Origin of the sequence: Aliihoeflea sp., assembly GCF_052435475.1 — a bacterium.
In the GTDB taxonomy this organism is placed as follows: domain Bacteria; phylum Pseudomonadota; class Alphaproteobacteria; order Rhizobiales; family Rhizobiaceae; genus Aliihoeflea.
The window spans coordinates 62,468-82,074 of sequence record NZ_JBQVMV010000014.1 but is presented as its reverse complement, the minus strand read 5'-3'; the positions used below and the strand labels follow the sequence as shown (position 1 = coordinate 82,074).

Annotated in this window: 20 protein-coding genes and 1 riboswitch; of the genes, 15 read left to right on the top strand and 5 right to left on the bottom strand. The window is 64.6% G+C overall.

Annotated elements, in window-relative coordinates:
- The first annotated feature begins 382 nt into the window (after window positions 1-382).
- The 6 genes from ACT6QU_RS15230 to phoB all read left to right on the top strand — a co-directional run bounded on the left by ACT6QU_RS15230 (window position 383) and on the right by phoB (window position 6,456).
- Entirely contained in the window at window positions 383-1,420 is a 1,038-nt protein-coding gene (locus ACT6QU_RS15230) for a substrate-binding domain-containing protein (RefSeq protein WP_444564400.1), read from the top strand.
- Between the two features lie 88 nt (window positions 1,421-1,508).
- Window positions 1,509-2,888, top strand: a complete 1,380-nt coding sequence (gene pstC, locus ACT6QU_RS15225; protein ID WP_444564399.1) for a phosphate ABC transporter permease subunit PstC — start codon at window positions 1,509-1,511, stop codon at window positions 2,886-2,888.
- A 4-nt stretch (window positions 2,889-2,892) separates the two neighbouring features.
- Entirely contained in the window at window positions 2,893-4,191 is a 1,299-nt protein-coding gene (gene pstA / locus ACT6QU_RS15220) for a phosphate ABC transporter permease PstA (protein WP_444564398.1), read from the top strand.
- A gap of 13 nt (window positions 4,192-4,204) precedes the next feature.
- Entirely contained in the window at window positions 4,205-5,020 is an 816-nt protein-coding gene (gene pstB, locus ACT6QU_RS15215) for a phosphate ABC transporter ATP-binding protein PstB (RefSeq protein ID WP_444564397.1), read from the top strand.
- Window positions 5,021-5,045: 25 nt separating this feature from the next.
- The gene (gene phoU / locus ACT6QU_RS15210; RefSeq protein WP_444564396.1) at window positions 5,046-5,756 is read left to right on the top strand and encodes a phosphate signaling complex protein PhoU; all 711 of its coding nucleotides are present in this window, start codon (window positions 5,046-5,048) and stop codon (window positions 5,754-5,756) included.
- Window positions 5,757-5,769: 13 nt separating this feature from the next.
- Window positions 5,770-6,456 (top strand): phosphate regulon transcriptional regulator PhoB, encoded by a 687-nt coding sequence (gene phoB, locus ACT6QU_RS15205; RefSeq protein ID WP_024587058.1) that lies wholly within the window; start codon window positions 5,770-5,772, stop codon window positions 6,454-6,456.
- A 2-nt stretch (window positions 6,457-6,458) separates the two neighbouring features.
- On the opposite strand, the gene ACT6QU_RS15200 is transcribed toward phoB, so the two are convergent.
- Window positions 6,459-7,694: an ROK family protein gene (locus ACT6QU_RS15200; RefSeq protein WP_444564395.1), complete on the bottom strand. Its 1,236-nt coding sequence runs from the start codon at window positions 7,692-7,694 to the stop codon at window positions 6,459-6,461.
- A 159-nt stretch (window positions 7,695-7,853) separates the two neighbouring features.
- On the opposite strand from ACT6QU_RS15200, the gene xylF reads away from it, so the two are divergent.
- The 3 genes from xylF to ACT6QU_RS15185 all read left to right on the top strand — a co-directional run bounded on the left by xylF (window position 7,854) and on the right by ACT6QU_RS15185 (window position 11,123).
- Window positions 7,854-8,897 (top strand): D-xylose ABC transporter substrate-binding protein, encoded by a 1,044-nt coding sequence (xylF, locus tag ACT6QU_RS15195; RefSeq protein WP_024587056.1) that lies wholly within the window; start codon window positions 7,854-7,856, stop codon window positions 8,895-8,897.
- A 116-nt stretch (window positions 8,898-9,013) separates the two neighbouring features.
- On the top strand, window positions 9,014-10,327 hold the full coding sequence (locus ACT6QU_RS15190; RefSeq protein ID WP_444564394.1) for a sugar ABC transporter permease: 1,314 nt from the start codon (window positions 9,014-9,016) through the stop codon (window positions 10,325-10,327).
- Between the two features lie 10 nt (window positions 10,328-10,337).
- Entirely contained in the window at window positions 10,338-11,123 is a 786-nt protein-coding gene (locus ACT6QU_RS15185; RefSeq protein ID WP_444564393.1) for an ATP-binding cassette domain-containing protein, read from the top strand.
- 50 nt (window positions 11,124-11,173) lie between these two features.
- Here ACT6QU_RS15185 and ACT6QU_RS15180 read toward each other — a convergent pair whose 3' ends face one another.
- Both ACT6QU_RS15180 and ACT6QU_RS15175 read right to left on the bottom strand, forming a co-directional pair.
- On the bottom strand, window positions 11,174-11,434 hold the full coding sequence (locus ACT6QU_RS15180) for a glycine zipper domain-containing protein (protein WP_024587053.1): 261 nt from the start codon (window positions 11,432-11,434) through the stop codon (window positions 11,174-11,176).
- Window positions 11,435-11,507: 73 nt separating this feature from the next.
- Window positions 11,508-11,834: a hypothetical protein gene (locus ACT6QU_RS15175; protein ID WP_444564392.1), complete on the bottom strand. Its 327-nt coding sequence runs from the start codon at window positions 11,832-11,834 to the stop codon at window positions 11,508-11,510.
- A gap of 108 nt (window positions 11,835-11,942) precedes the next feature.
- Between ACT6QU_RS15175 and ACT6QU_RS15170 the strand changes: the two genes are divergently transcribed.
- From ACT6QU_RS15170 to ACT6QU_RS15155, 4 genes are all read left to right on the top strand, one after another.
- Entirely contained in the window at window positions 11,943-12,866 is a 924-nt protein-coding gene (locus tag ACT6QU_RS15170) for a site-specific tyrosine recombinase XerD (protein ID WP_444564391.1), read from the top strand.
- 78 nt (window positions 12,867-12,944) lie between these two features.
- Window positions 12,945-13,898 carry an acetyl-CoA carboxylase carboxyltransferase subunit alpha gene (locus ACT6QU_RS15165; protein ID WP_024587050.1) on the top strand — a complete coding sequence of 318 codons (954 nt, stop codon included), beginning with the start codon at window positions 12,945-12,947 and terminating at the stop codon, window positions 13,896-13,898.
- 141 nt (window positions 13,899-14,039) lie between these two features.
- Window positions 14,040-15,218, top strand: a complete 1,179-nt coding sequence (locus ACT6QU_RS15160; protein ID WP_444564390.1) for a L,D-transpeptidase family protein — start codon at window positions 14,040-14,042, stop codon at window positions 15,216-15,218.
- Between the two features lie 4 nt (window positions 15,219-15,222).
- Window positions 15,223-15,444, top strand: coding sequence for a sulfurtransferase TusA family protein (locus tag ACT6QU_RS15155; RefSeq protein WP_444564389.1), 222 nt, complete (start codon window positions 15,223-15,225; stop codon window positions 15,442-15,444).
- 17 nt (window positions 15,445-15,461) lie between these two features.
- Here ACT6QU_RS15155 and ACT6QU_RS15150 read toward each other — a convergent pair whose 3' ends face one another.
- Entirely contained in the window at window positions 15,462-16,379 is a 918-nt protein-coding gene (locus tag ACT6QU_RS15150; RefSeq protein WP_444564388.1) for a homoserine O-succinyltransferase, read from the bottom strand.
- Window positions 16,380-16,430: 51 nt separating this feature from the next.
- Window positions 16,431-16,508: riboswitch (SAM riboswitch) on the bottom strand.
- An 83-nt stretch (window positions 16,509-16,591) separates the two neighbouring features.
- Here ACT6QU_RS15150 and hisC point away from each other — a divergent pair.
- Complete coding sequence (gene hisC / locus ACT6QU_RS15145; protein ID WP_444564387.1) at window positions 16,592-17,686, top strand: histidinol-phosphate transaminase; 1,095 nt, start codon at window positions 16,592-16,594, stop codon at window positions 17,684-17,686.
- 1 nt (window position 17,687) lies between these two features.
- Window positions 17,688-18,611 carry a prephenate/arogenate dehydrogenase family protein gene (locus ACT6QU_RS15140; RefSeq protein WP_444564386.1) on the top strand — a complete coding sequence of 308 codons (924 nt, stop codon included), beginning with the start codon at window positions 17,688-17,690 and terminating at the stop codon, window positions 18,609-18,611.
- Here the strand turns inward: ACT6QU_RS15140 and ACT6QU_RS15135 are convergent.
- Window positions 18,608-19,603 (bottom strand): DUF2125 domain-containing protein, encoded by a 996-nt coding sequence (locus ACT6QU_RS15135; RefSeq protein ID WP_444564385.1) that lies wholly within the window; start codon window positions 19,601-19,603, stop codon window positions 18,608-18,610. The two genes, ACT6QU_RS15140 and ACT6QU_RS15135, sit on opposite strands and share 4 nt — an antisense overlap.
- Between the last annotated feature and the right edge of the window lie 4 nt (window positions 19,604-19,607).

Here is a 19,607-nt window from a genome sequence, read left to right as displayed (position 1 = left end):
TATATGGTGTGATCGCACCATACCGCTGCATGGTTGCGTCATTGAAAGATTGCGTGATCGGAATTCGATATTTTCCGAGTTTCCGGACGGGAAGTGCTGCCGCCGACGTTGGATTGGTCTGTCTGTGCCCCAACTAAGGATCGTTCTCTGCGAATGCAGGCGTCGGTAGCGTTTCGGCTCGAAGGCGTTGCCTTTCCGTCCGGCTTTTTCGGCCTCTCCCCTTAGCCGGCTTTTCAGATTTTGTTCCGCCCGATCCGTATTCCCGGTCGCTTCGTCAAGCCGACATCAAACTGTCATCCAACTGTTACATAGGGCCGGTATTGCCACTCGCGTCGCCTTCAAACGGCGCCGCAGAAGATAATTCTGAACAGGAGTGGGCTCCATGAACAAAGTCATTCTCGCGGCTTCCGCCGCAGCACTCGCCATCGCCGCGTCCGCCGGCGTCGCCGCCGCGCAGTCGCGCGACCAGATCCGCATCGTCGGCTCTTCGACGGTGTTTCCCTACACGCAGGCCGTTGCCGAAGAATTCGCCAATATGGGCAACACCGCTCCGGTCCTCGAGTCGACGGGCACGGGCGGCGGCATGCAGATTTTCTGCGGCGGGGTCGGCGTCGAGCATCCGGACATCACCGGTGCGTCGCGCGCCATGACCCAGGGCGAGTACGAAACCTGCGTCGCCAACGGCGTCGACAACATCACCGAAGTGCTGATCGGCTATGACGGCCTTGCCATCGCCATCTCGCAGGACGGTCCGGACATGGATCTGACCAAGGCTCAGATCTTCCAGGCGCTCGCCGCCGAGGTCGAAGTCGACGGCGAAGTCGTGGCCAACCCCTACACGCGCTGGAACGAGATCGACGCGTCGCTGCCCGATGCCGCGATCAACGTCTTCGGCCCCCCGCCCACCTCGGGCACGCGCGATGCCTTCGTCGAACTGGTCATGGAAGAAGGCTGCGAGACCTTCGAGGCCATCGCCGCCCTCGAAGAAGAGCGCATGGAAGAAGTCTGCCAGCGCATGCGCACCGACGGCCCGTTCGTTGAAGCCGGCGAAAACGACAATCTGATCGTCCAGCGGCTCCAGGCCGACGACAACGCGGTCGGCATCTTCGGCTACTCGTTCCTCTACGAGAACCAGGACACGCTGAAGGCGGTCGCCGTCGAGGGTGTCGAGCCGAATGAGGACACGATCGGCGACGCGTCCTATGGCGTTGCGCGCCCGTTGTTCTTCTACATCAAGAACGCGCATCGCGGCGTCATCCAGGGCCTGCAGGAATTCGCCGAGGAGTACGTCTCGGAAGAATCCTTCGGTCCGGACGGCTACCTTTCGGAACGCGGCCTTATCGCCCTGAGCGATGCGGATCGCGAGACCACGCGCGCGACCGTCACCGAAGGCGCGCATTTCGACCGCTACACGCAGTAATCGCCAAACGATACCCGATCCCGGCCTCGCAGTTCAGCGCGAAGCCGGGATCGACCGTTGAAACCGGATTGTTCCAGGCAGGCTGCCCGTGACCGGATATCTCGTTCTCGCAATCATCCTCTTTTCGCTCGCGGCCTTCTATGTCGGCCGCTCGGCGGGGGCGCGCTTCGTGGCGGCCGAGGGTGCCAGCGTTCATTCGCGTCCGGTCTATCACGGCGCCTTCGCCGCGATCTGGGTCGGCCTTCCCACGCTCTTGCTGGTCGTCCTGTGGCTTCTCTTCCAGGATGCGGTGGTGCGCGCGCTCTTGGTCCAGTCGCTTCCGGCGTCGTTGACCGACGGCGCAAGCGCGGCGCAGATATCGCTTTTCGTCAGCGAGATACGCAACGTCGCGGCAGGCCGCATCTTCGCCGAGCCGCGGCCCGAAATCGCCGCGGCAGCGGAGCGCTATGCCGGCTGGACGGTCATCGCCAACTGGGCGATGGTCGTCGTCGCGCTGTGCATGATGGCGCTTGCGCTTTATCTTGCTCGCTCGCGCAGCGCGCCGCGATACCGTGCGCGCCAGACATTCGAACGCGCGCTTGATATCATCATGATCTCGTCGGCCGCGCTCGCCATTCTGGTGACGCTCGGCATCATCGTCTCGCTCACCTACGAGGCGATCCAGTTCTTCCGGCTCGTTCCGCCGACGGAGTTCTTCTTCGGGTTGAACTGGGAGCCGCAGATCGCCATCCGTGCCGATCAGGTCGCCGGCACCGGCGCGTTCGGAGCGGTTCCGGTGTTCACCGGAACGCTTCTGATCGCGACCATCGCCCTTATCGTCGCGATCCCGATCGGACTGATGTCCGCGATCTACCTGGTCGAATTCGCCAATCCGCGCATTCGTGGGGTGATCAAGCCGATCCTCGAAATCCTGGCGGGTGTGCCGACCGTCGTCTACGGCTTTTTCGCCGTCCTGACCGTGGCGCCGGCGATTCGGCAGGCCGGCTCGCTGTTCGGCATCGCGATTTCGCCAAACAGCGCGCTGGCGGCTGGCGCTGTCATGGGCATCATGATCATTCCGTTCATCTCGTCGCTTTCCGACGACGCCCTGAAAGCCGTTCCCCAGACGATGCGCGACGGCTCGCTGGCGATGGGCGCGACCCGTTCCGAGACGATCACCAAGGTGCTGTTGCCCGCCGCCCTTCCGGGCATCATGGGCGGCATCCTGCTCGCCGCCAGCCGTGCGATTGGCGAGACGATGATCGTCGTCATGGCGGCGGGGCTGACCGCCAACCTGACAGCAAATCCGCTCGAGGGCGTCACCACCGTCACCGTTCAGATCGTCACCCTCCTGATCGGCGACACCGCATTCGACAACCCCAAGACCCTGTCCGCGTTCGCTCTCGGTCTGGTGCTGTTCGTCGTGACCCTTTGCCTCAACGTCCTGGCGCTGAAAATCGTGCAACGCTACCGCGAAAGATACGAGTAGACCGATGACGGACATCTCGAACACCCCGAGCCCGCCAACGGCCGTCGACTGGGCGTCCGGCAAGGCCAAGGCCCTGCGCAAGAAGCGCTACGCGGCCGATCGTCGGCTTCGCTACTACGGCATCGCTGCCATCGCGACCGCGGTTCTCCTGCTCGGCATACTGATCGGGTCGCTGACCTCGACTGGCTACCTCGCCTTCGTGCAGACGCATGTCACGATGGAGGTCGCGGTCGACCCGGAACAGGTGCCGGCCGAAAATCCCGCGGAGGGCAATTATCGCGCCCTCGTTGCGGACGGCGTGCAGCGCCTGTTCCCGGAATTCGAGGGTCGTGGACCGCTGCGCGAGGCTGGCAACATCGTCACCAACGGCGCGCAGGTGATCCTGCGCAACCGCGTGATCGCCGATCCCTCGCTGATCGGCCAGACGATCCGTCTGCAGGTGCCTGTCTCCGATCCCTACGATCAGCTCCACAAGGGCGTCATCGACCGCGACCTGCCGGAAAACCGGCGCCGCCTCAACGATGAGCAGATTGCGCTGTTCGAAACGCTCGAAGAGCGCGGCGTGATCGAACAGAAGGCGAATTGGGGGTTGATCTTCAATGCTGACAGCCGCTTTCCCGAACTCGCGGGTCTGGCAGGCGCCATCACCGGGTCGTTCTACGCGCTCCTGATCTGTTTCGTCATCTCGTTCCCGGTCGGAATCGCGGCTGCGATCTATCTGGAAGAGTTCGCGCCGAAGAACCGCTGGACCGACCTGATCGAGGTCAACATCAACAATCTCGCTGCCGTTCCGTCGATCGTGTTCGGTCTGCTCGGTCTCGCGGTGTTCATCCAGCTTTTCGGCCTGCCGCGTTCCGCGCCGCTGGTCGGCGGCCTCGTGCTTGCGCTGATGACACTGCCGACGATCATCATCGTGACGCGAAACTCGCTGAAGGCGGTGCCGCCATCGATCCGCGAGGCTGCGCTGGGTGTCGGCGCATCGCGACACGAGGTGATCCTGCACCATCTGCTGCCGCTGGCTCTGCCCGGCATCCTCACCGGCACGATCATCGGGCTGGCGCAGGCGCTCGGCGAAACCGCACCCTTGTTGCTGATCGGCATGAACGCCTTTCTCACCTCGCCGCCCGGCGGGATCATGGAGCCGGCGACGGCGCTTCCGACCCAGATCTTCATCTGGGCCGACAGTCCGGAACGCGGCTTCGTCGCGCGCACCTCGGCCGCGATCCTCGTCCTGCTTGGTTTCCTGATCTTCATGAACGCGATTGCCATTTACCTGCGGGCCCGTCTTGAGAGACGATGGTAAGGAGCTACGAAGGATGAACCAGATGACCGAAATCGCTCTCGAAAACGCCGTCATGAATGCGGCGCCCGCCGTGAATGCCAAGATGCGCGGACGCGACGTCAACGTCTTCTACGGCGCCAAGCAGGCGCTGTTCGATGTCAATCTCGACATCGGCGAACGTCAGGTGACAGCGCTGATCGGGCCGTCGGGCTGCGGCAAGTCGACCTTCCTGCGCTGCCTCAACCGGATGAACGACACGATCGACATTGCCCGCATCGACGGGAGCATCACGCTCGACGGGCAGGACATCTACGATCCGAAGATCGACGTGGTGGAACTGCGGGCCCGCGTCGGCATGGTGTTCCAGAAGCCGAACCCTTTCCCGAAATCGATCTTCGAAAACGTCGCCTACGGGCCGAAGATCCACGGCCTTGCGTCGAACAAGACCGATCTGGAGGAGATCGTCGTCACCAGCCTGAAGAAGGCGAGCCTCTACGAGGAGGTCAAGGACCGCCTGCACGAGCCGGGCACCGGCCTTTCGGGCGGCCAGCAGCAGCGTCTCTGCATCGCGCGCGCCATCGCGGTCTCTCCCGAAGTGATCCTGATGGACGAGCCGTGCTCGGCGCTCGATCCGATCGCGACAGCGAAGATCGAGGAGCTGATCGACGAACTGCGCACCAACTTCACCATCGTGATCGTGACGCACTCGATGCAGCAGGCTGCGCGCGTCTCGCAACGCACGGCGTTCTTCCATCTGGGCGTGCTGGTCGAGGAGGGTGCGACGGAACAAATTTTCACCGCGCCGTCCGACAAGCGTACGCAGGACTACGTCACCGGCCGCTTCGGCTGAACGGCATACGAAGAGGGCAGGGACAATGGCGGGACAACATATCGTAGCGTCCTTCGACGAGGAACTCGGGCAGATCGACCGGCTGATCCGCGACATGGGCGATCTGGGACAGGCGATGGTTCTGGCGGCGACGCAGTCGCTGCTCGAAAACGACGTGCCGCTCGCCCAGCGGGTCATTTCGGACGACGTGGTAATGGACGCGCGCCAGCGCGAGCTCGACGAGCGGGCGATCGCGCTGATCGCCAAGCGGCAGCCGATGGCGCAGGATCTGCGCGCCGTCGTCGGCGCCATCCGCATGGCGAGCGACCTCGAGCGCATTGGCGATCTGGCCAAGAACATCTCCAAGCGCGTCAGCGCGGTCGGTTCGGGCGCGATGCAGCGCAAGCTCTCCCATTCGATCGACGCGATGTCGCAACTGGTGCGCGCGCAGCTTGCTGGCGTGATCGATAATTATGTCGGCCGCAACCCGCAGGCGCTGGTGACGCTGAGGGCCGACGACGAGAATATCGACGTGCAGTATACCGCTGTCTTCCGCGAACTCCTGACCTACATGATGGAGGACCCGCGCAACATCACCGCCTGCACCCATCTCCTCTTCTGCGCCAAGAATCTGGAGCGGATCGGCGATCATGCGACCAACATCGCGGAGAACGCCTACTATGTGATGGTCGGCCAGCAATTGCCGCTCCACCGGCCGAAGCTCGACGAGACGTCGATCTCGGCCAGGCCGGCATGAGGAGCGGCCGATGATCGCGCCGAGGATCATGGTGGTCGAGGACGAGGAGCCGCTGGGCGTCCTCATCAAGTACAATCTGGAAGCCGAGGGCTACAAGGTCGAGGTGATCACGCGCGGCGACGAAGCGGAAATCCGGCTCCAGGAAACCGTGCCGGATCTGCTCGTGCTCGACTGGATGGTGCCGGCCGTCTCCGGTATCGAGCTTTGCCGGCGCCTGCGGATGCGGGCTGAAACCGAGCGCCTGCCGATCATCATGCTGACGGCGCGCGGCGAGGAAAGCGACCGGGTGCGCGGGCTTTCGACCGGCGCCGACGACTATCTCGTCAAGCCGTTCTCGACGCCCGAATTCGTCGCCCGCGTGCGCGCACTCCTGCGGCGGGCGAAGCCCGAAATCCTGTCGAGCGTGCTCAAGGTCGGCGACATCGTGCTCGACCGCGAGTCGCACCGCGTCTATCGCGATCAGGTCGAGGTCCATCTCGGCCCGACCGAATTCCGGCTGCTCGAATTCCTGATGCAGCATCCCGGCCGCGTCTTCTCGCGCGGGCAGTTGCTCGACAATGTGTGGGGCGAGACGATCTATATCGACGAGCGCACGGTCGACGTCCATGTCGGGCGTCTGCGCAAGGCGGTCAATCCGGACAGCGCGCCGGACGTCATCCGCACCATCCGCGGCGCGGGCTACTCGATCAACGAAAGCTGATCTCAGGCGCCCGCCTGCATGGTCGCGATATAGCCCGGTGCGAAGAGTTCGTTGTCGACGGCCTCCAGCGCGCGCCGCGCGCAGCCTTCGAGGATCAAGGGCATTTCGTCGGCTTCGAGGTCGAAGGAGATGACGGCGTCGTGCTGTCCTCCCGCCGTCTGGCCGATCGCCTCGCGGATCGACGGTTCCATCACGTCGAAGGCGAGTGTACCCGGCCCGACGATCGCCACCGGCGCAGGGTCGATCAGCGCGAAGAGCGAGCCCAGCCCATAGCCGATCGCCTCTCCGGCACGGGTGAAGGCGTCGCGGGCCGGTCCGTCGGCGGCACGGGCATCCTGCGCGAGTTCGAGCATTGTCTGCGGGTCGACGTCGGCATCGGCGACCGTCTGGTCGCTGCGCCCGGCCGCCTCGCGCAGGATCGCGTAATTGCCCGCATAGGCCTCGATGCAGCCGCGCCGCCCGCAGCGGCAGAGCGCGCCGCCAGGCCGGTGGATCATGTGTCCGAACTCGCCGCCCGAGGAATAGGCGCCGGTGAAGAGTTCGCCGCGCAGCACCAGCCCCATGCCGATGCCGTTCGACAGGAGCAGGGTGACGAAATTGTCGCGATAACGCTCCGGATCGCGGGCACCCAGCGCGACGGCGATCATGTTGCAGTCGTTCTGGACGGTGACGGGAAAGCCGAAGCGCCGTTCCAGAATGTCGGCGAAGGGGATGTCGCTTTCGGGCGTGATCGGCGTCCACAGCATCGCGCGGGCATCCGAATCCGTGATCCCCTGCACTGCCATCGTCATGCGCATGACGTCGTTCGGCGTGCGTCCCGCATTCTGGAGTACGGCCTCGATCATGTGTGTCACCGCGCCGACCAGCTCGTCGCGGCCTGCCGTCAGCGTCGACAGCCGTTCGCGCTTTTGCGCGACGATTTCGCCTGCGTAGTCGAAGACCGTCGCCGAAAGCGTGTTGAGCAGAAGCACGACGGTCAGCACGGTCGCCGCCTTCGGTTCGAGTCCGAGCGAGACTTGGGGCCGTCCGCGGCGCACGACCTCGTTCTCGCCGCTCTTGACCGGGCGCAGCACGCCTTCGGCGATCAGGTCGGAGGATATCGCGGAAATCGTCGAATGGCTGAGGCCGGTGCGGCTGACCAGATCGGTGCGCGATGGCTGGCCGTCGCGCCTGACGGCGGCGATGACCATGGCGCGATTGCGCTTGCGCAGATCGTCGTGGCGCACGCCCAAAATCATCGATCCAACCTCCCAAAGGCGTCTTGAAGCACCTCTGAAAGGATATTGACACACGGAAAATGCTGAGTCATTATTTTTTTCGAGGCTCGAAAAAAAAGGGCTTCCCGCTGCCGAGAGGCAATCTGAGGAGGCGCCGCACGCGGCGCAGGGAGGAACATCATGAAGAATTTCGCAACCGCCTTGCTGGCGGGTGTCGCGCTTTCGCTCACGCTTTCCGCCGCGGCGAAGGCCGAGGGCAAGGTCATCGGCGTGTCCTGGTCCAACTTCCAGGAAGAGCGCTGGAAGACCGACGAGGCCGCGATGAAGGCCGCCATCGAGGCCGCCGGCAACAGCTACATCTCCGCCGACGCGCAATCGTCCGCCGCCAAGCAGCTCACCGACGTCGAGTCGCTGATCAGCCAGGGCGCGAACGCGCTCATCATCCTGGCGCAGGATTCCTCGGCCATCGGGCCGGCCGTCGAGAACGCGGTCGCGGAAGGCATTCCGGTCGTCGGCTATGACCGCCTGATCGAGAACCCCGACGCCTTCTACCTGACCTTCGACAACAAGGAAGTCGGCCGCCTGCAGGCGCAGGCCGTCATGGAGGCGCAGCCGGAAGGCAATTACGTCTTCATCAAGGGCTCGTCGTCCGATCCGAACGCGGACTTCCTGTTCTCGGGCCAGATGGAAGTGCTGCAGGAGGCGATCGACGCCGGCACGATCAAGAATGTCGGCGAGGCCTATACGGATGGCTGGCTGCCCGCCAACGCGCAGCGCAACATGGAACAGATCCTGACCCAGAACAACAACGAGGTCGACGCGGTCGTCGCCTCGAATGACGGCACGGCCGGCGGCGCGATCGCGGCGCTCGACGCGCAGGGCCTGGCAGGTTCGGTTCCCGTGTCCGGACAGGACGCCGACCACGCCGCGCTGAACCGCATCGCTCTCGGTACGCAGACCGTCTCGGTCTGGAAGGATTCGCGCGAACTCGGCAAGTCGGCGGCGGAAATCGCCAACGAACTCGCCGAAGGCACCGCGATGAACGAGATCGAAGGGGTGACGGCCTGGTCCGACGGCCCGAACGGCACCGAGATGAACGCCGTGTTCCTCGAGCCGCTGGCGATCACAAAGGACAATCTCGACGTCGTGATCGACGCCGAATGGGTCACCAAGGACGTCGTTTGCCAGGGCGTGTCCGCCGGCTCGACGCCAGCCTGCGACTAAGTCTCGCCAGGTTGAAAACATCGTGCGCCGCGGTTTGACGAAAGCCGCGGCGCATTCATAAGATGAATAGCGGCGCGTCGGGTCCTCGACCGCGAGCGACCGCGATGGAGGACACGATGTCGGACACGACGTCCCCGGCGCCGGTGGATACCGCGCGCGCATCCGAGCAGAACGCGCTCACACGCTTCATGAAGGCCACCGAACTCGACACGCGCATGCTCGGAATGCTCGGCGCGCTCGCCGTCATCTGGATCGGGTTCCACATCATGTCGGGCGGTCTGTTCCTCACGCCGCGCAATCTGTGGAACCTGTCGGTGCAGTCCGCCTCCGTTTCGGTGATGGCGACCGGCATGGTGCTGGTCATCGTCACGCGCAACATCGACCTGTCGGTCGGTTCCGTGCTCGGCGTCACCGGCATGATCATCGCCGTTACGCAGGTCAGAATCCTGCCGGACTATCTCGGGCTCGGCCACCCGGCGATCTGGGCGATCGCGATCCTCGTCGGGCTGGCCGTCGGCATCGCCATCGGGGCCCTTCAGGGGTTCATCATCGCCTATCTGCAGGTGCCTGCCTTCATCGTCACGCTTGGCGGCCTTTTGGTCTGGCGCGGTGCGGCCTGGTGGGTGACGAGCGGCCAGACGGTCGCGCCGATGGACACGACCTTCCGCCTTCTGGGCGGCGGGCCGGAAGGGGCGATCGGCGCCCAGTGGAGCTGGGTCGTCGGGATCGTCGCATGTCTTGCGGTCGTCTTCTTCATCTGGAACGCGCGCAAGCAGCGCCGGCGCTTTCATTTCCCGCTGCGTCCGGTCTGGGCCGAGGGGTTCCTTGCCGGCGTCGCCTGCATCGCGATCCTCGGCGCCGTCGCCGTCGCCAATGCCTATCCCTGGCCGGCAGGCACCGTCCGGCGCTATGCCGAGGTCAACAACATCACGGTGCCCGAAGGCGGGCTCTTCATCCCGCACGGCATCGCCATCCCGGTCCTGATCGCGATCACGGTCGGCATCGTCATGACCTTCGTGACGACGCGCACCCGGTTCGGCCGCTACGTCTTCGCCATCGGCGGCAATCCGGAGGCCGCGTCGCTCGCCGGCATCAACACGCGCTGGATCACGATGAAGATCTTCATGCTGATGGGTGCGCTTGCCGCCATCGGCGCGGTGATCTCGACGGCGCGTCTCAATGCGGCGACCAACGCCCAAGGGACGCTCGACGAACTGCTCGTTATCGCCGCTGCCGTCATCGGCGGCACGTCGCTTGCCGGCGGCGTCGGAACCATCGTCGGCGCCATGATCGGCGCGGTTCTGATGCAGTCGCTTGCCACCGGCATGATCCTGCTCGGTGTCGATTCGCCTTTGCAGAACATCGTCGTCGGCGCCGTCCTCGTCGTCGCCGTCTGGCTCGACACCATTTATCGCCGTCGCGTGGGCTAGGAGAACGATCATGGAAACAAGCACGCCGCTCGTCGACATGCGCAACATCTCGATCTCGTTCGGCGGCATCCATGCCGTCGACAATGCCAGCGTCGACCTCTATCCGGGCGAAGTCGTCGCGCTTCTGGGCCACAATGGTGCCGGCAAGTCGACGCTGATCAAGATCCTCTCCGGCGCCTACAAGCGCGATACCGGCGAAATCTTCGTCAATGGCGAAGAAGCGCAGATCGGCAATCCGCGCGACGCCAAGAAATACGGCATCGAGACGATCTACCAGACGCTCGCGCTGGCCGACAATGTCGACGCCGCGGCCAACCTCTTTCTCGGCCGCGAGCTGCGCACGCCCTGGGGCACGCTCGACGACGTCGCGATGGAGTCGGAGACGCGCAAGGTCATGGGCCGGCTCAATCCGCGCTTCCAGCGCTTCAAGGAGCCGGTGAGCAAATTGTCGGGCGGCCAGCGCCAGTCCGTGGCCATCGCGCGGGCGATCCACTTCAACGCGCGCATTTTGATCATGGACGAACCGACCGCCGCTCTTGGGCCGCAGGAGACGCAGCAGGTCTCCGAACTCGTTCTCCAGCTCAAGCAGGACGGTATCGGCATCTTCCTGATCAGCCACGACATCCACGACGTATTCGATCTCGCCGATCGGGTCGTGGTGATGAAGAACGGGCAGGTGGTCGGAACGGCGCGCACCAGCGATGTCGATCAGGACGAGGTGCTGGGGATGATCATCCTCGGCAAATGCCCGCCCGGAGCCGTTCCGGGGCCGGGCGCCCTGAAGATCGCCGCATAAAAAAAGGAGCGCCTTTCGGCGCTCCCTTTCGTTTCAGCCTGAGGCTGAAATTAGCAGCGTGCTTCGTAGGTACGCGACGGGTTGTTGCGATCGCGGTACAGGCAGTAGCCCTGACGATCCTGCGAGCGGCCGACGAGGTAGCCTGCAGCGCCGCCGATGGCAGCGCCGGCCAGAGCGCCCGACGCGCGGCCCGTAGCGATGGCGCCGACGCCGGCACCGACGGCAGCGCCGCCGACGGCGGTCTGTTCAGCGGTGGTGCAGCCGGCAGCAATCATCATCGTTGCGGCGAGAGCCAAGAGTGTCTTCTTCATTTACAGCCTCCATAGGGATGGGCATGCCCTTCGGCGGGTAAATGAAGTGCATGCGGTTGGATAATCAAGTCGTTTATTCCTGACGGTTCGTAACGGCATCACCGAATGCCATGGCGACAGCCATGCTCGGTTCCACCCAGGGCTCTAGAGACGCGACCATCTTTCCGTCCTCGATATCCCAGACCAGCTCGGCATCAGCCTCCACGAGCAGGGGATCGACGGAAACGCATTCGGCGAACATCTTCGGATGGCTTTCCCCGGCGGCGGATCGCACCGAAGGAAGGTCCGACCGGCATTCCTCGACCGTTTCATAGGTGAAGACCGGAGCTGGAATTTCCTCGCATTGCGCGAGATCGCCCGAGCACCCGATCATCAGAAGAATGGCAGCGATGTGTTCCATGACCACGTCCCTTTCACGAGCCAGAAACGGCAAAGCCGCGCAGTTGGTTCCCGCCGCTTCATCAAACGATAACGAATCGCACCGATCTTGGCCGGGCGGAGGCCAGCCATGTCGAGCGCGCTGCGAATCGAATCCTTTCTCGAGATGATGAGTGCCGAACGCGGATCGAGCGACAACACGCTCGCTGCCTACAGGCGCGACCTGGAAGATGCGCAGGGCGTGCTGGCAGCGCGTGGCGGGCTGGCGAAGGCCGCGCCGGCCGATATCGCCTTCTATCTGGAAGACCTGTCGTTGCGCGGCTTTGCATCGACCACGCAGGCCCGGCATCTCTCGGCGCTGTGCCAGTTCTACCGCTTCCTCTATTCCGAAGGACTGCGCGGTGACGACCCCACCGCAACCATCGATGCGCCGCGCAAGGCGCGCAACCTGCCGAAGACGATGGGAGAAAGCCTCGTCGACCGACTGCTCGCGCGTGCCGAAGCGGAAGCGAGCGAAGCCGGCCTGTCCGACGCGGAGCGTGCACTGCGCGTCCGGATGCAGGCGATCGTCGAACTCTTCTATGCGACGGGCCTGCGCGTCTCCGAACTGGTCCAGCTTCCGGTCACGGTTGCCGCACGCAATGACCGCTTCTTCGCCGTCACCGGCAAGGGCGGCAAGGATCGTCTCGTTCCCCTCTCGCCGGTCGCGCGCGAGGCGGTGAAGGCATGGGCCGCCTTGCGCAATGCCGACCCGCAATGGGCCGACAGCCGGTTCCTTTTCCCTGCCCGCTCGAAAGAGGGATATCTGGCGAGACAGGTCGTGGCACGCGACTTGAAGGCGCTCGGGACTCGGGCGGGCATTCGAGCCGCGGATCTTTCGCCCCACGTCCTGCGCCATGCCTTCGCCAGCCATCTCCTGCAGAACGGTGCCGATCTGCGGGCCGTCCAGCAACTTCTTGGCCATGCCGACATTTCGACGACGCAAATCTACACGCATGTGCTGGAAAAGACGCTCAGCGATCTCGTCGCGAATCACCATCCGCTTGCCGATTAGCCTTGTGACCGCTATGTGAAGCCCGCATCCCGCAAGCGCGGACCGTCACGCCACCTTTCCCGGTAAGCCAGAGAGTCCATGTATAATTATCTCGACTTCGAAAAGCCTGTCGCAGATCTGGAAGGCAAGATTCTCGAACTGAGGAAGCTGGCCGACAGCGGCGAGGCGGTTGATGTCGGCGAGGAAATCTCCCGGCTGGAAAAGCGGTCGCGCGAAGCGCTGCGCGATCTTTACCGGCAGTTGACGCCTTGGCAGAAGGCGCAGGTCGCCCGCCATCCGGATCGCCCGCATTGCGTCGACTATGTCGCCGGGCTGTTCACCGATTTCACGCCGCTGGCCGGCGACCGCGCCTTCGGCGAGGACAATGCGATCATCGGCGGCTTCGCACGCTTTCGCGGCCAGCCGGTCGCCGTTCTCGGACAGGAAAAAGGCTCGGACACCAAGACGCGGCTGAAGCATAATTTCGGCATGGCGCGGCCTGAGGGCTACCGCAAGGCCGTGCGCATCATGGAACTTGCCGACCGCTTCAAGGTGCCGATGATCACGCTGGTCGACACGGCCGGCGCCTATCCGGGCATCGGCGCCGAGGAGCGCGGGCAGGCCGAGGCCATCGCCCGCTCGACCTCGCAGTGTCTGGCGATGAAGGTCCCGACCGTTTCCGTCGTCATCGGTGAGGGCGGTTCGGGCGGCGCGATCGCCATCGCCACGGCCAACAAGGTCTACATGCTCGAGCACTCGATCTATTCGGTGATCTCGCCGGAAGGCGCGGCATCGATCCTCTGGCACGATTCGACGCGCGCCAAGGATGCGGCGACGAACATGAAGATCACCGCGCAGGATTTGCTCGACCTGAAAATCATCGACGGCATCATTTCCGAGCCGCTCGGCGGCGCCCACCGCGGCCGCGAGAACGTCATCGAGGCCGCCGGCGAGCAGATTTCACGCGGGTTTGCCGAACTGCAGGGCGCCAATATGGACTACCGCGAGCATCGCCGCGAGAAGTTCCTGGCCATCGGTCGCAGTCTCGCCTGAGGCGACGTTGCGGCAGGGCAAGACAATTTTTCGATTGTGGTAACGGTTTTTCAAGGTTAACCAGTCTAGCGTCGGGTTTTGCGAGGCCCGGTGCGCTATGCATGCGGCTTCGCGGGGGATCACAGAGAGCCGTCGACGACCATGAATCTTCGCCTTGCCCATGTCGCCCTTCTCGCCGCCGCCACCATGCTGGCCGGCTGCAACGCTTCGCTCGAGGACATTGCGCCCAAGGCCGAGCGGCAATTGCCCGCCAAGGTCGTGCAGACGATGAAGGCGAAGGGCATGAGCACGACGTCGCCGATCATGGTGCGTCTGTTCAAGGAAGAAGCCGTCCTCGAAGTCTGGAAGCAGAAGGACAATGGCCGCTTCGACCTCGTGAAGACCTACGAGATCTGCAAATGGTCGGGCAAGCTCGGGCCGAAATTCACCGAAGGCGACCGCCAGGCGCCGGAGGGCTTCTATGCGGTCGGGCCGCATCAGATGAACCCGCAGTCGAGCTATCACCTGTCGTTCAATATCGGCTTCCCGAACGCCTATGACCGCGCGCATGGCCGCTCCGGTCAGCATCTCATGGTCCATGGCGGCTGCTCGTCGTCGGGCTGCTACTCGATGACAGACGAGCAGGTCGAGGAAATCTACGCCTTCGCGCGCGACGCCTTCAAGGGTGGCCAGCAGGCGTTCCAGTTGCAGGCCTATCCCTTCCGCATGACCGCGCAGAACATGGCGCGCTACAAGAGCGATCCGAACTACGAGTTCTGGACGATGCTGAAGGAAGGCTACGACCACTTCGAGATCACCAAACTGCCGCCGAAAGTGGACGTGTGCGAGCGCCGCTACGTCTTCAACCAGTATACGGCGGACGGGCGTCCTTTCTCGCCCACCGGCGCCTGCCCTGCGGCGACGCAGCCCGAGGCGCTGCAGACGGCCTACAAGACCTACAAGTCGACCTTCGACGTCGCCTTCACCTCCGCCCTCGATTCCAGCGCCTTCTCCAAGCCCGCGCCGTCGATCACCGGCGTCAAGGAAGCGGCGCTCGTGGCCGACTGGTCGCGCAAGCGCGCGCGCGGCGAACGCGTCAGCCAGGAGCCGCCGAATTTCGAACAGTCCGGCGTGATGGTTTCGACGCGTCCGCCGAGCGAACGCCCGGCCGCTGCGGCCGTCGCCTACCAGCCGGCCCCGCAGCCCGTTCCCGCGACGATGCCGGCACCCGTTGCCGCAGCGCCCGTCGCCGAGCCGGCTCCGGTTGCCGTCGCGCCCGCGCCGCAGCCCGCCGAGCCGCCCTCGCGCCTCGGCCGCCTGATGACGCTGTTCGGCAACTAGAGATTTGAGCGAAATCTACGATCTGAGGGGGCTCAACTGCCCCCTTCCGGTGCTGAAGACGCGCAAGCGCCTGCAATCGATGCGGATCGGCGAACGCCTGACGGTCGAAACGACCGATCCGCTCGCCGTCCTCGACATCCCCGCCTTTTGCCAGGAAGACGGCCACAGGCTCGTCGACAGCACGTCCGTCGACGGCGGCCACCGCTTCGTGATCGAAAAGGGATAGCGGCCGCAGCCGAGCTCCTACTTGCCGATGTCTTCGAGCCGGAAGGTCGTCGTCTGGTAGACCTGGTTGATCCAGTTGCCGAACAGAAGATGGGCATGCGAGCGCCAGCGGTTGAGCGGCGCGCGGGTCGGGTCGTTGTCAGGATAATAGGCGTGCGGCAGGCCGGTCTTCACGCCTGCGGCGACGTCGCGGTCGTATTCCTCCTTCAGCGAGGTGGAATCGTACTCGATATGGTTGAACATATAGAGCCTGTTCCCGGCCTTCTCCGCCAGCATGCACGGCCCCGTCACGTCCGATTCCATCAGGAGTTCGAGACCTGATTCCGGCCGGATGTCGGCGGACCGCACTTCCGTCCAGCGCGAGACCGGCACGGCGAAGTCGTCCGAGACGCCCGTCAGGAAGGGCGATGCGGGCGCGTTGTTGCGATGGCGGAACACGCCGAACGCCTTTTCTTCCAGCGCATATTTCGGCAGCTTGTGAAAGTGCCAGGCGGCAGCCATCGCGCCCCAGCAGATGAAGAACGAGGAATGCGCGTTGGTCTTCGTCCAGTCGAGGATGCGCGTCATCTCGGCCCAGTAACCGACTTCCTCGAAGGGCAGCAGCTCGATCGGCGCGCCGGTGACGATGAATCCGTCGAACTTGCGATCACGCACCTCGTCCCACGTCTGGTAGAAAGAGATCAGGTGGTCCTCGGGCGTGTTCTTGGCCTTGTGGTTGGCAATGCGCACCAGCGTCAGCTCGATCTGGAGCGGCGTCGCGCCGATCAGCCGGGCGAACTGCGTCTCGGTGCGGACCTTGTTCGGCATCAGGTTGAGCAGACCGATCTGCAGCGGGCGGATGTCCTGCCGGAGCGCCGTCTGCTCGTCCATGATGGACACGCCCTCGCGCACGAGAATGTCGCGGGCGGGTAGCTGGTCGGGAATCTTGATCGGCATGGCGCACTCCAGAACGCAAGAAACCGGCGGCAGATTCGCGGCCGGTCCGAACGGACTGTGCAAGCGGCCCCTTAGCAATTTTTTTAACGTGGCTGCAAGCCGACCGGCCAAATCACCACGGGTTCACGCGCGCATTTAGGCACACACGCCCTTTGCGTCAATCGCAAAGCTTGGTAGATGGAGCCCGCCTTTCCCAAAGTGGACCCGTCGACATGAATGAGAAGCTTCGCCCGCAGCCCCGCCCCGGCGTCATGAACATTGCAGCCTACGTGCCAGGCAAGCACGGCGACACGTTGAAGGGCAAGGTCCACAAGCTGTCGTCCAACGAAACGCCGCTCGGCGCTTCTCCGGAGGCCATCGACGCCGCCGCGCAGGTGCTCAGCCATGCCGAGCTTTATCCGGACGGTTCGGCCAACGAGCTGCGCCGGGCCATCGCCGAGGTCCACGGCCTCAACGCCGACAACATCCTGTGCTCGAACGGATCGGACGAACTGCTCGGCCTTCTCGCACAGACCTATCTGACGGCCGGCGACGAGGGCATCTTCACCGAGCACGGCTTTCTCGTCTACCGCATCCAGATTCTTGCCTCGGGCGGCGTGCCGGTCGTCGTCAAGGAGACGAACGAGCGCGCGGATGTCGACGCGATCCTCGCCGCCGTCACCGAGCGCACGAAGATCGTGTTCCTTGCCAATCCGAACAACCCGACCGGCACCTACCTGCCGTTCGAGGAAGTGCGCCGGCTCCATGCCGGCCTGCCGTCCCATGTCGTGCTGGTCATCGACGCGGCCTATGCCGAATATGTCCGCCGCAACGACTACGAGTCCGGCATCGAACTCGTCTCGTCGGCGCAGAACGTCGTGATGACGCGCACCTTCTCCAAAATTCACGGCCTTGCCGGGCTTCGCATCGGCTGGATGTACGCCCCGGCCGGCATCATCGACGCCGTCAACCGCGTGCGCGGGCCGTTCAACGTCAACGCGATGGCGATCGCCGCGGGCGCCGCCGCGATCCGCGACCGCAACCATGTCGAGGAGGCCGTCGCCTTCAACGAAGCCTGGCTGCCCTGGGTCGCGGACGAACTGACGCAGATCGGTCTTCGCGTGACGCCGAGCGTCGGCAATTTCGTGCTCATTCACTTCACCGAGACGCGCTCGGCGGAAGCGGCCGATGCGTTCCTCACCGAGCGCGGCTTCATCCTGCGCCGCGTGACGGGCTACGGCTTTCCCAATGCGCTGCGCATGACGATCGGCTCGGAAGAGGCCAATCGCGGCGTCGTCGAGGCGCTGACCGACTTCATGAAGGCGTGACGTGAAACCCCATTTCGACCGCATCGCCTTCATCGGCATCGGCTTGATCGGTTCTTCGCTCGCCCGCGTGGTGCGCCGGGAAGGGCTCGCCGGCCATCTCGTCGTCTCGACCCGCAGCGCAGAGACGCTGGCGCGCGCCGAGGAACTCGGGCTCGGCGACAGCTACACCGTCGATCCGGCCGAGGCCGTGCGCGACGCCGATCTCGTCGTCGTTTCGGTGCCGGTCGGCGCCTCCGAATCCGTCGCGATCGCCATCCGGGATCATCTGAAGCCTGGCGCGATCGTCACCGATGTCGGCTCCACCAAGGCATCCGTCATCGCGCAGATGGCGCCGCACATGCCGGCGGGCGTCCATTTCATTCCCGGCCACCCGCTGGCGGGCACGGAAAAGTCAGGTCCCGACGCCGGCTTTGCCGAACTCTTCGCCAATCGCTGGTGCATCCTCACGCCGCTCGAAGGCACCGACCCTCAAGCGCTGGAGCGTCTCTCCGAGTTCTGGCGCGCCTGCGGCTCCAACATCGACACGATGGACCCGCAGCACCACGACATGGTGCTTGCCATCGTCTCGCATCTGCCGCACATCATCGCCTACAACATCGTCGGCACCGCGGACGATCTGGAAGCGGTGACGAAGAGCGAAGTCATCAAATATTCGGCCTCCGGCTTCCGCGACTTCACGCGCCTCGCCGCCTCCGACCCGACCATGTGGCGAGACGTGTGCCTGCACAACAAGGACGCGATTCTCGAAATGCTGGCCCGCTTTTCGGAGGACCTCGCGTCCCTCCAGCGTGCGGTTCGCTGGGGCGACGGCGACAAGCTGTTCGATCTCTTCACCCGCACGCGGGCGGTGCGCCGCTCGATCATCGATGCCGGCCAGGAAGTCGACGCGCCGGACTTCGGACGGCAGGCGGCGAAGAAAAGCTAGAGCGGCGGCAGCGTTCCAAGGTTCAGGAAGCCGATCGAGACCCTGCCTTTCGATATCCGCATCGGCAGGCTGGGATTGTCTCCGAGCATGGCTGCGCCGGCGACCGCGAGCCGAATCTGGTCTCGCGCGGCCGGAAACAGTTCCGCCATGATCTGCGCGAACACCTGAGGGTTCTCGACCGATAGCGACAGCTCCGCGTCGATCAGCCCGGCTTCATCGGTCGAGAACGGACCTTCCACCCGCGCCGCCGTCTCGTTGCCCGCGGTGCGGATCACCATCGAGTTGACGACCGTTGCGAGGCCGCGCAGCCCGCGCCCTGAAAAGGCCGGTACCGGATCGACGGGAAAATGCAAATCCGCTTCGCCGCTGATCAGCGGCAGCGTGCCTTGGCCCAGCAGGTCGGGATCGAGCGACAGCCGTTCGAAGCGCCAGGCGACGTCCGACCCGGTTCCGGCGGGACGGATGTGAAACTCGGCGCGGTCGGCCGAGGCAGCGGGGCGCTGGCCGGCGGGAGCCGAATCGGGGCCGATGGCAATCTTGTTGGCTTCGACGGACACGATGTCGGGGCGCGGCGAGGCGAGGCGCGAACTTGCCCGCATTTCCTCCCAGCTTACCTCCAGCGCATTGATGCCCGGAAACTCGATGATCGCGGGGCCGTCGAATTCGCCGACGACGCGTTGCGGCTGGTAGACCTGCGCGGCCGAGCGGAAGGCGCCCGCGCGCACGGCGACGCCCGACGGCGCGTCGACATACATGATCGAGCGGCAGAAGAGCCCGATGCGGAACGGGTAGCCGCGGGCCTCGGCATTCTCGCAATTTGCGCGGCGTCCACTGGCATTGAGCGCCGCCACGCGCGCATTCGCCTCAGCCACGAGCCGATCTGCCGCATAATTCCAGCCATAGGTGTAGCCGATGACGACGACGACGATGCCAAGTGCGAGCAGGATGATGCGGCGGGAATATCCCGATCCGCCGGATTGTCTTGACGCCATGCCC

What these genes read in the sequence shown, in the direction of transcription:
- ACT6QU_RS15230 (WP_444564400.1), top strand. Translation starts at nt 383, where the DNA reads ATGAACAAAGTCATTCTCGCGGCTTCCGCCGCAGCACTCGCCATCGCC.
- phoU (WP_444564396.1), top strand. Translation starts at nt 5,046, where the DNA reads ATGGCGGGACAACATATCGTAGCGTCCTTCGACGAGGAACTCGGGCAG.
- xylF (WP_024587056.1), top strand. Translation starts at nt 7,854, where the DNA reads ATGAAGAATTTCGCAACCGCCTTGCTGGCGGGTGTCGCGCTTTCGCTC.
- pstB (WP_444564397.1), top strand. Translation starts at nt 4,205, where the DNA reads ATGAACCAGATGACCGAAATCGCTCTCGAAAACGCCGTCATGAATGCG.
- ACT6QU_RS15180 (WP_024587053.1), bottom strand. Translation starts at nt 11,434, where the DNA reads ATGAAGAAGACACTCTTGGCTCTCGCCGCAACGATGATGATTGCTGCC.
- pstA (WP_444564398.1), top strand. Translation starts at nt 2,893, where the DNA reads ATGACGGACATCTCGAACACCCCGAGCCCGCCAACGGCCGTCGACTGG.
- ACT6QU_RS15165 (WP_024587050.1), top strand. Translation starts at nt 12,945, where the DNA reads ATGTATAATTATCTCGACTTCGAAAAGCCTGTCGCAGATCTGGAAGGC.
- ACT6QU_RS15160 (WP_444564390.1), top strand. Translation starts at nt 14,040, where the DNA reads ATGAATCTTCGCCTTGCCCATGTCGCCCTTCTCGCCGCCGCCACCATG.
- ACT6QU_RS15170 (WP_444564391.1), top strand. Translation starts at nt 11,943, where the DNA reads ATGTCGAGCGCGCTGCGAATCGAATCCTTTCTCGAGATGATGAGTGCC.
- ACT6QU_RS15200 (WP_444564395.1), bottom strand. Translation starts at nt 7,694, where the DNA reads ATGATTTTGGGCGTGCGCCACGACGATCTGCGCAAGCGCAATCGCGCC.
- ACT6QU_RS15190 (WP_444564394.1), top strand. Translation starts at nt 9,014, where the DNA reads ATGTCGGACACGACGTCCCCGGCGCCGGTGGATACCGCGCGCGCATCC.
- hisC (WP_444564387.1), top strand. Translation starts at nt 16,592, where the DNA reads ATGAATGAGAAGCTTCGCCCGCAGCCCCGCCCCGGCGTCATGAACATT.
- ACT6QU_RS15135 (WP_444564385.1), bottom strand. Translation starts at nt 19,603, where the DNA reads ATGGCGTCAAGACAATCCGGCGGATCGGGATATTCCCGCCGCATCATC.
- ACT6QU_RS15150 (WP_444564388.1), bottom strand. Translation starts at nt 16,379, where the DNA reads ATGCCGATCAAGATTCCCGACCAGCTACCCGCCCGCGACATTCTCGTG.
- ACT6QU_RS15185 (WP_444564393.1), top strand. Translation starts at nt 10,338, where the DNA reads ATGGAAACAAGCACGCCGCTCGTCGACATGCGCAACATCTCGATCTCG.
- ACT6QU_RS15175 (WP_444564392.1), bottom strand. Translation starts at nt 11,834, where the DNA reads ATGGAACACATCGCTGCCATTCTTCTGATGATCGGGTGCTCGGGCGAT.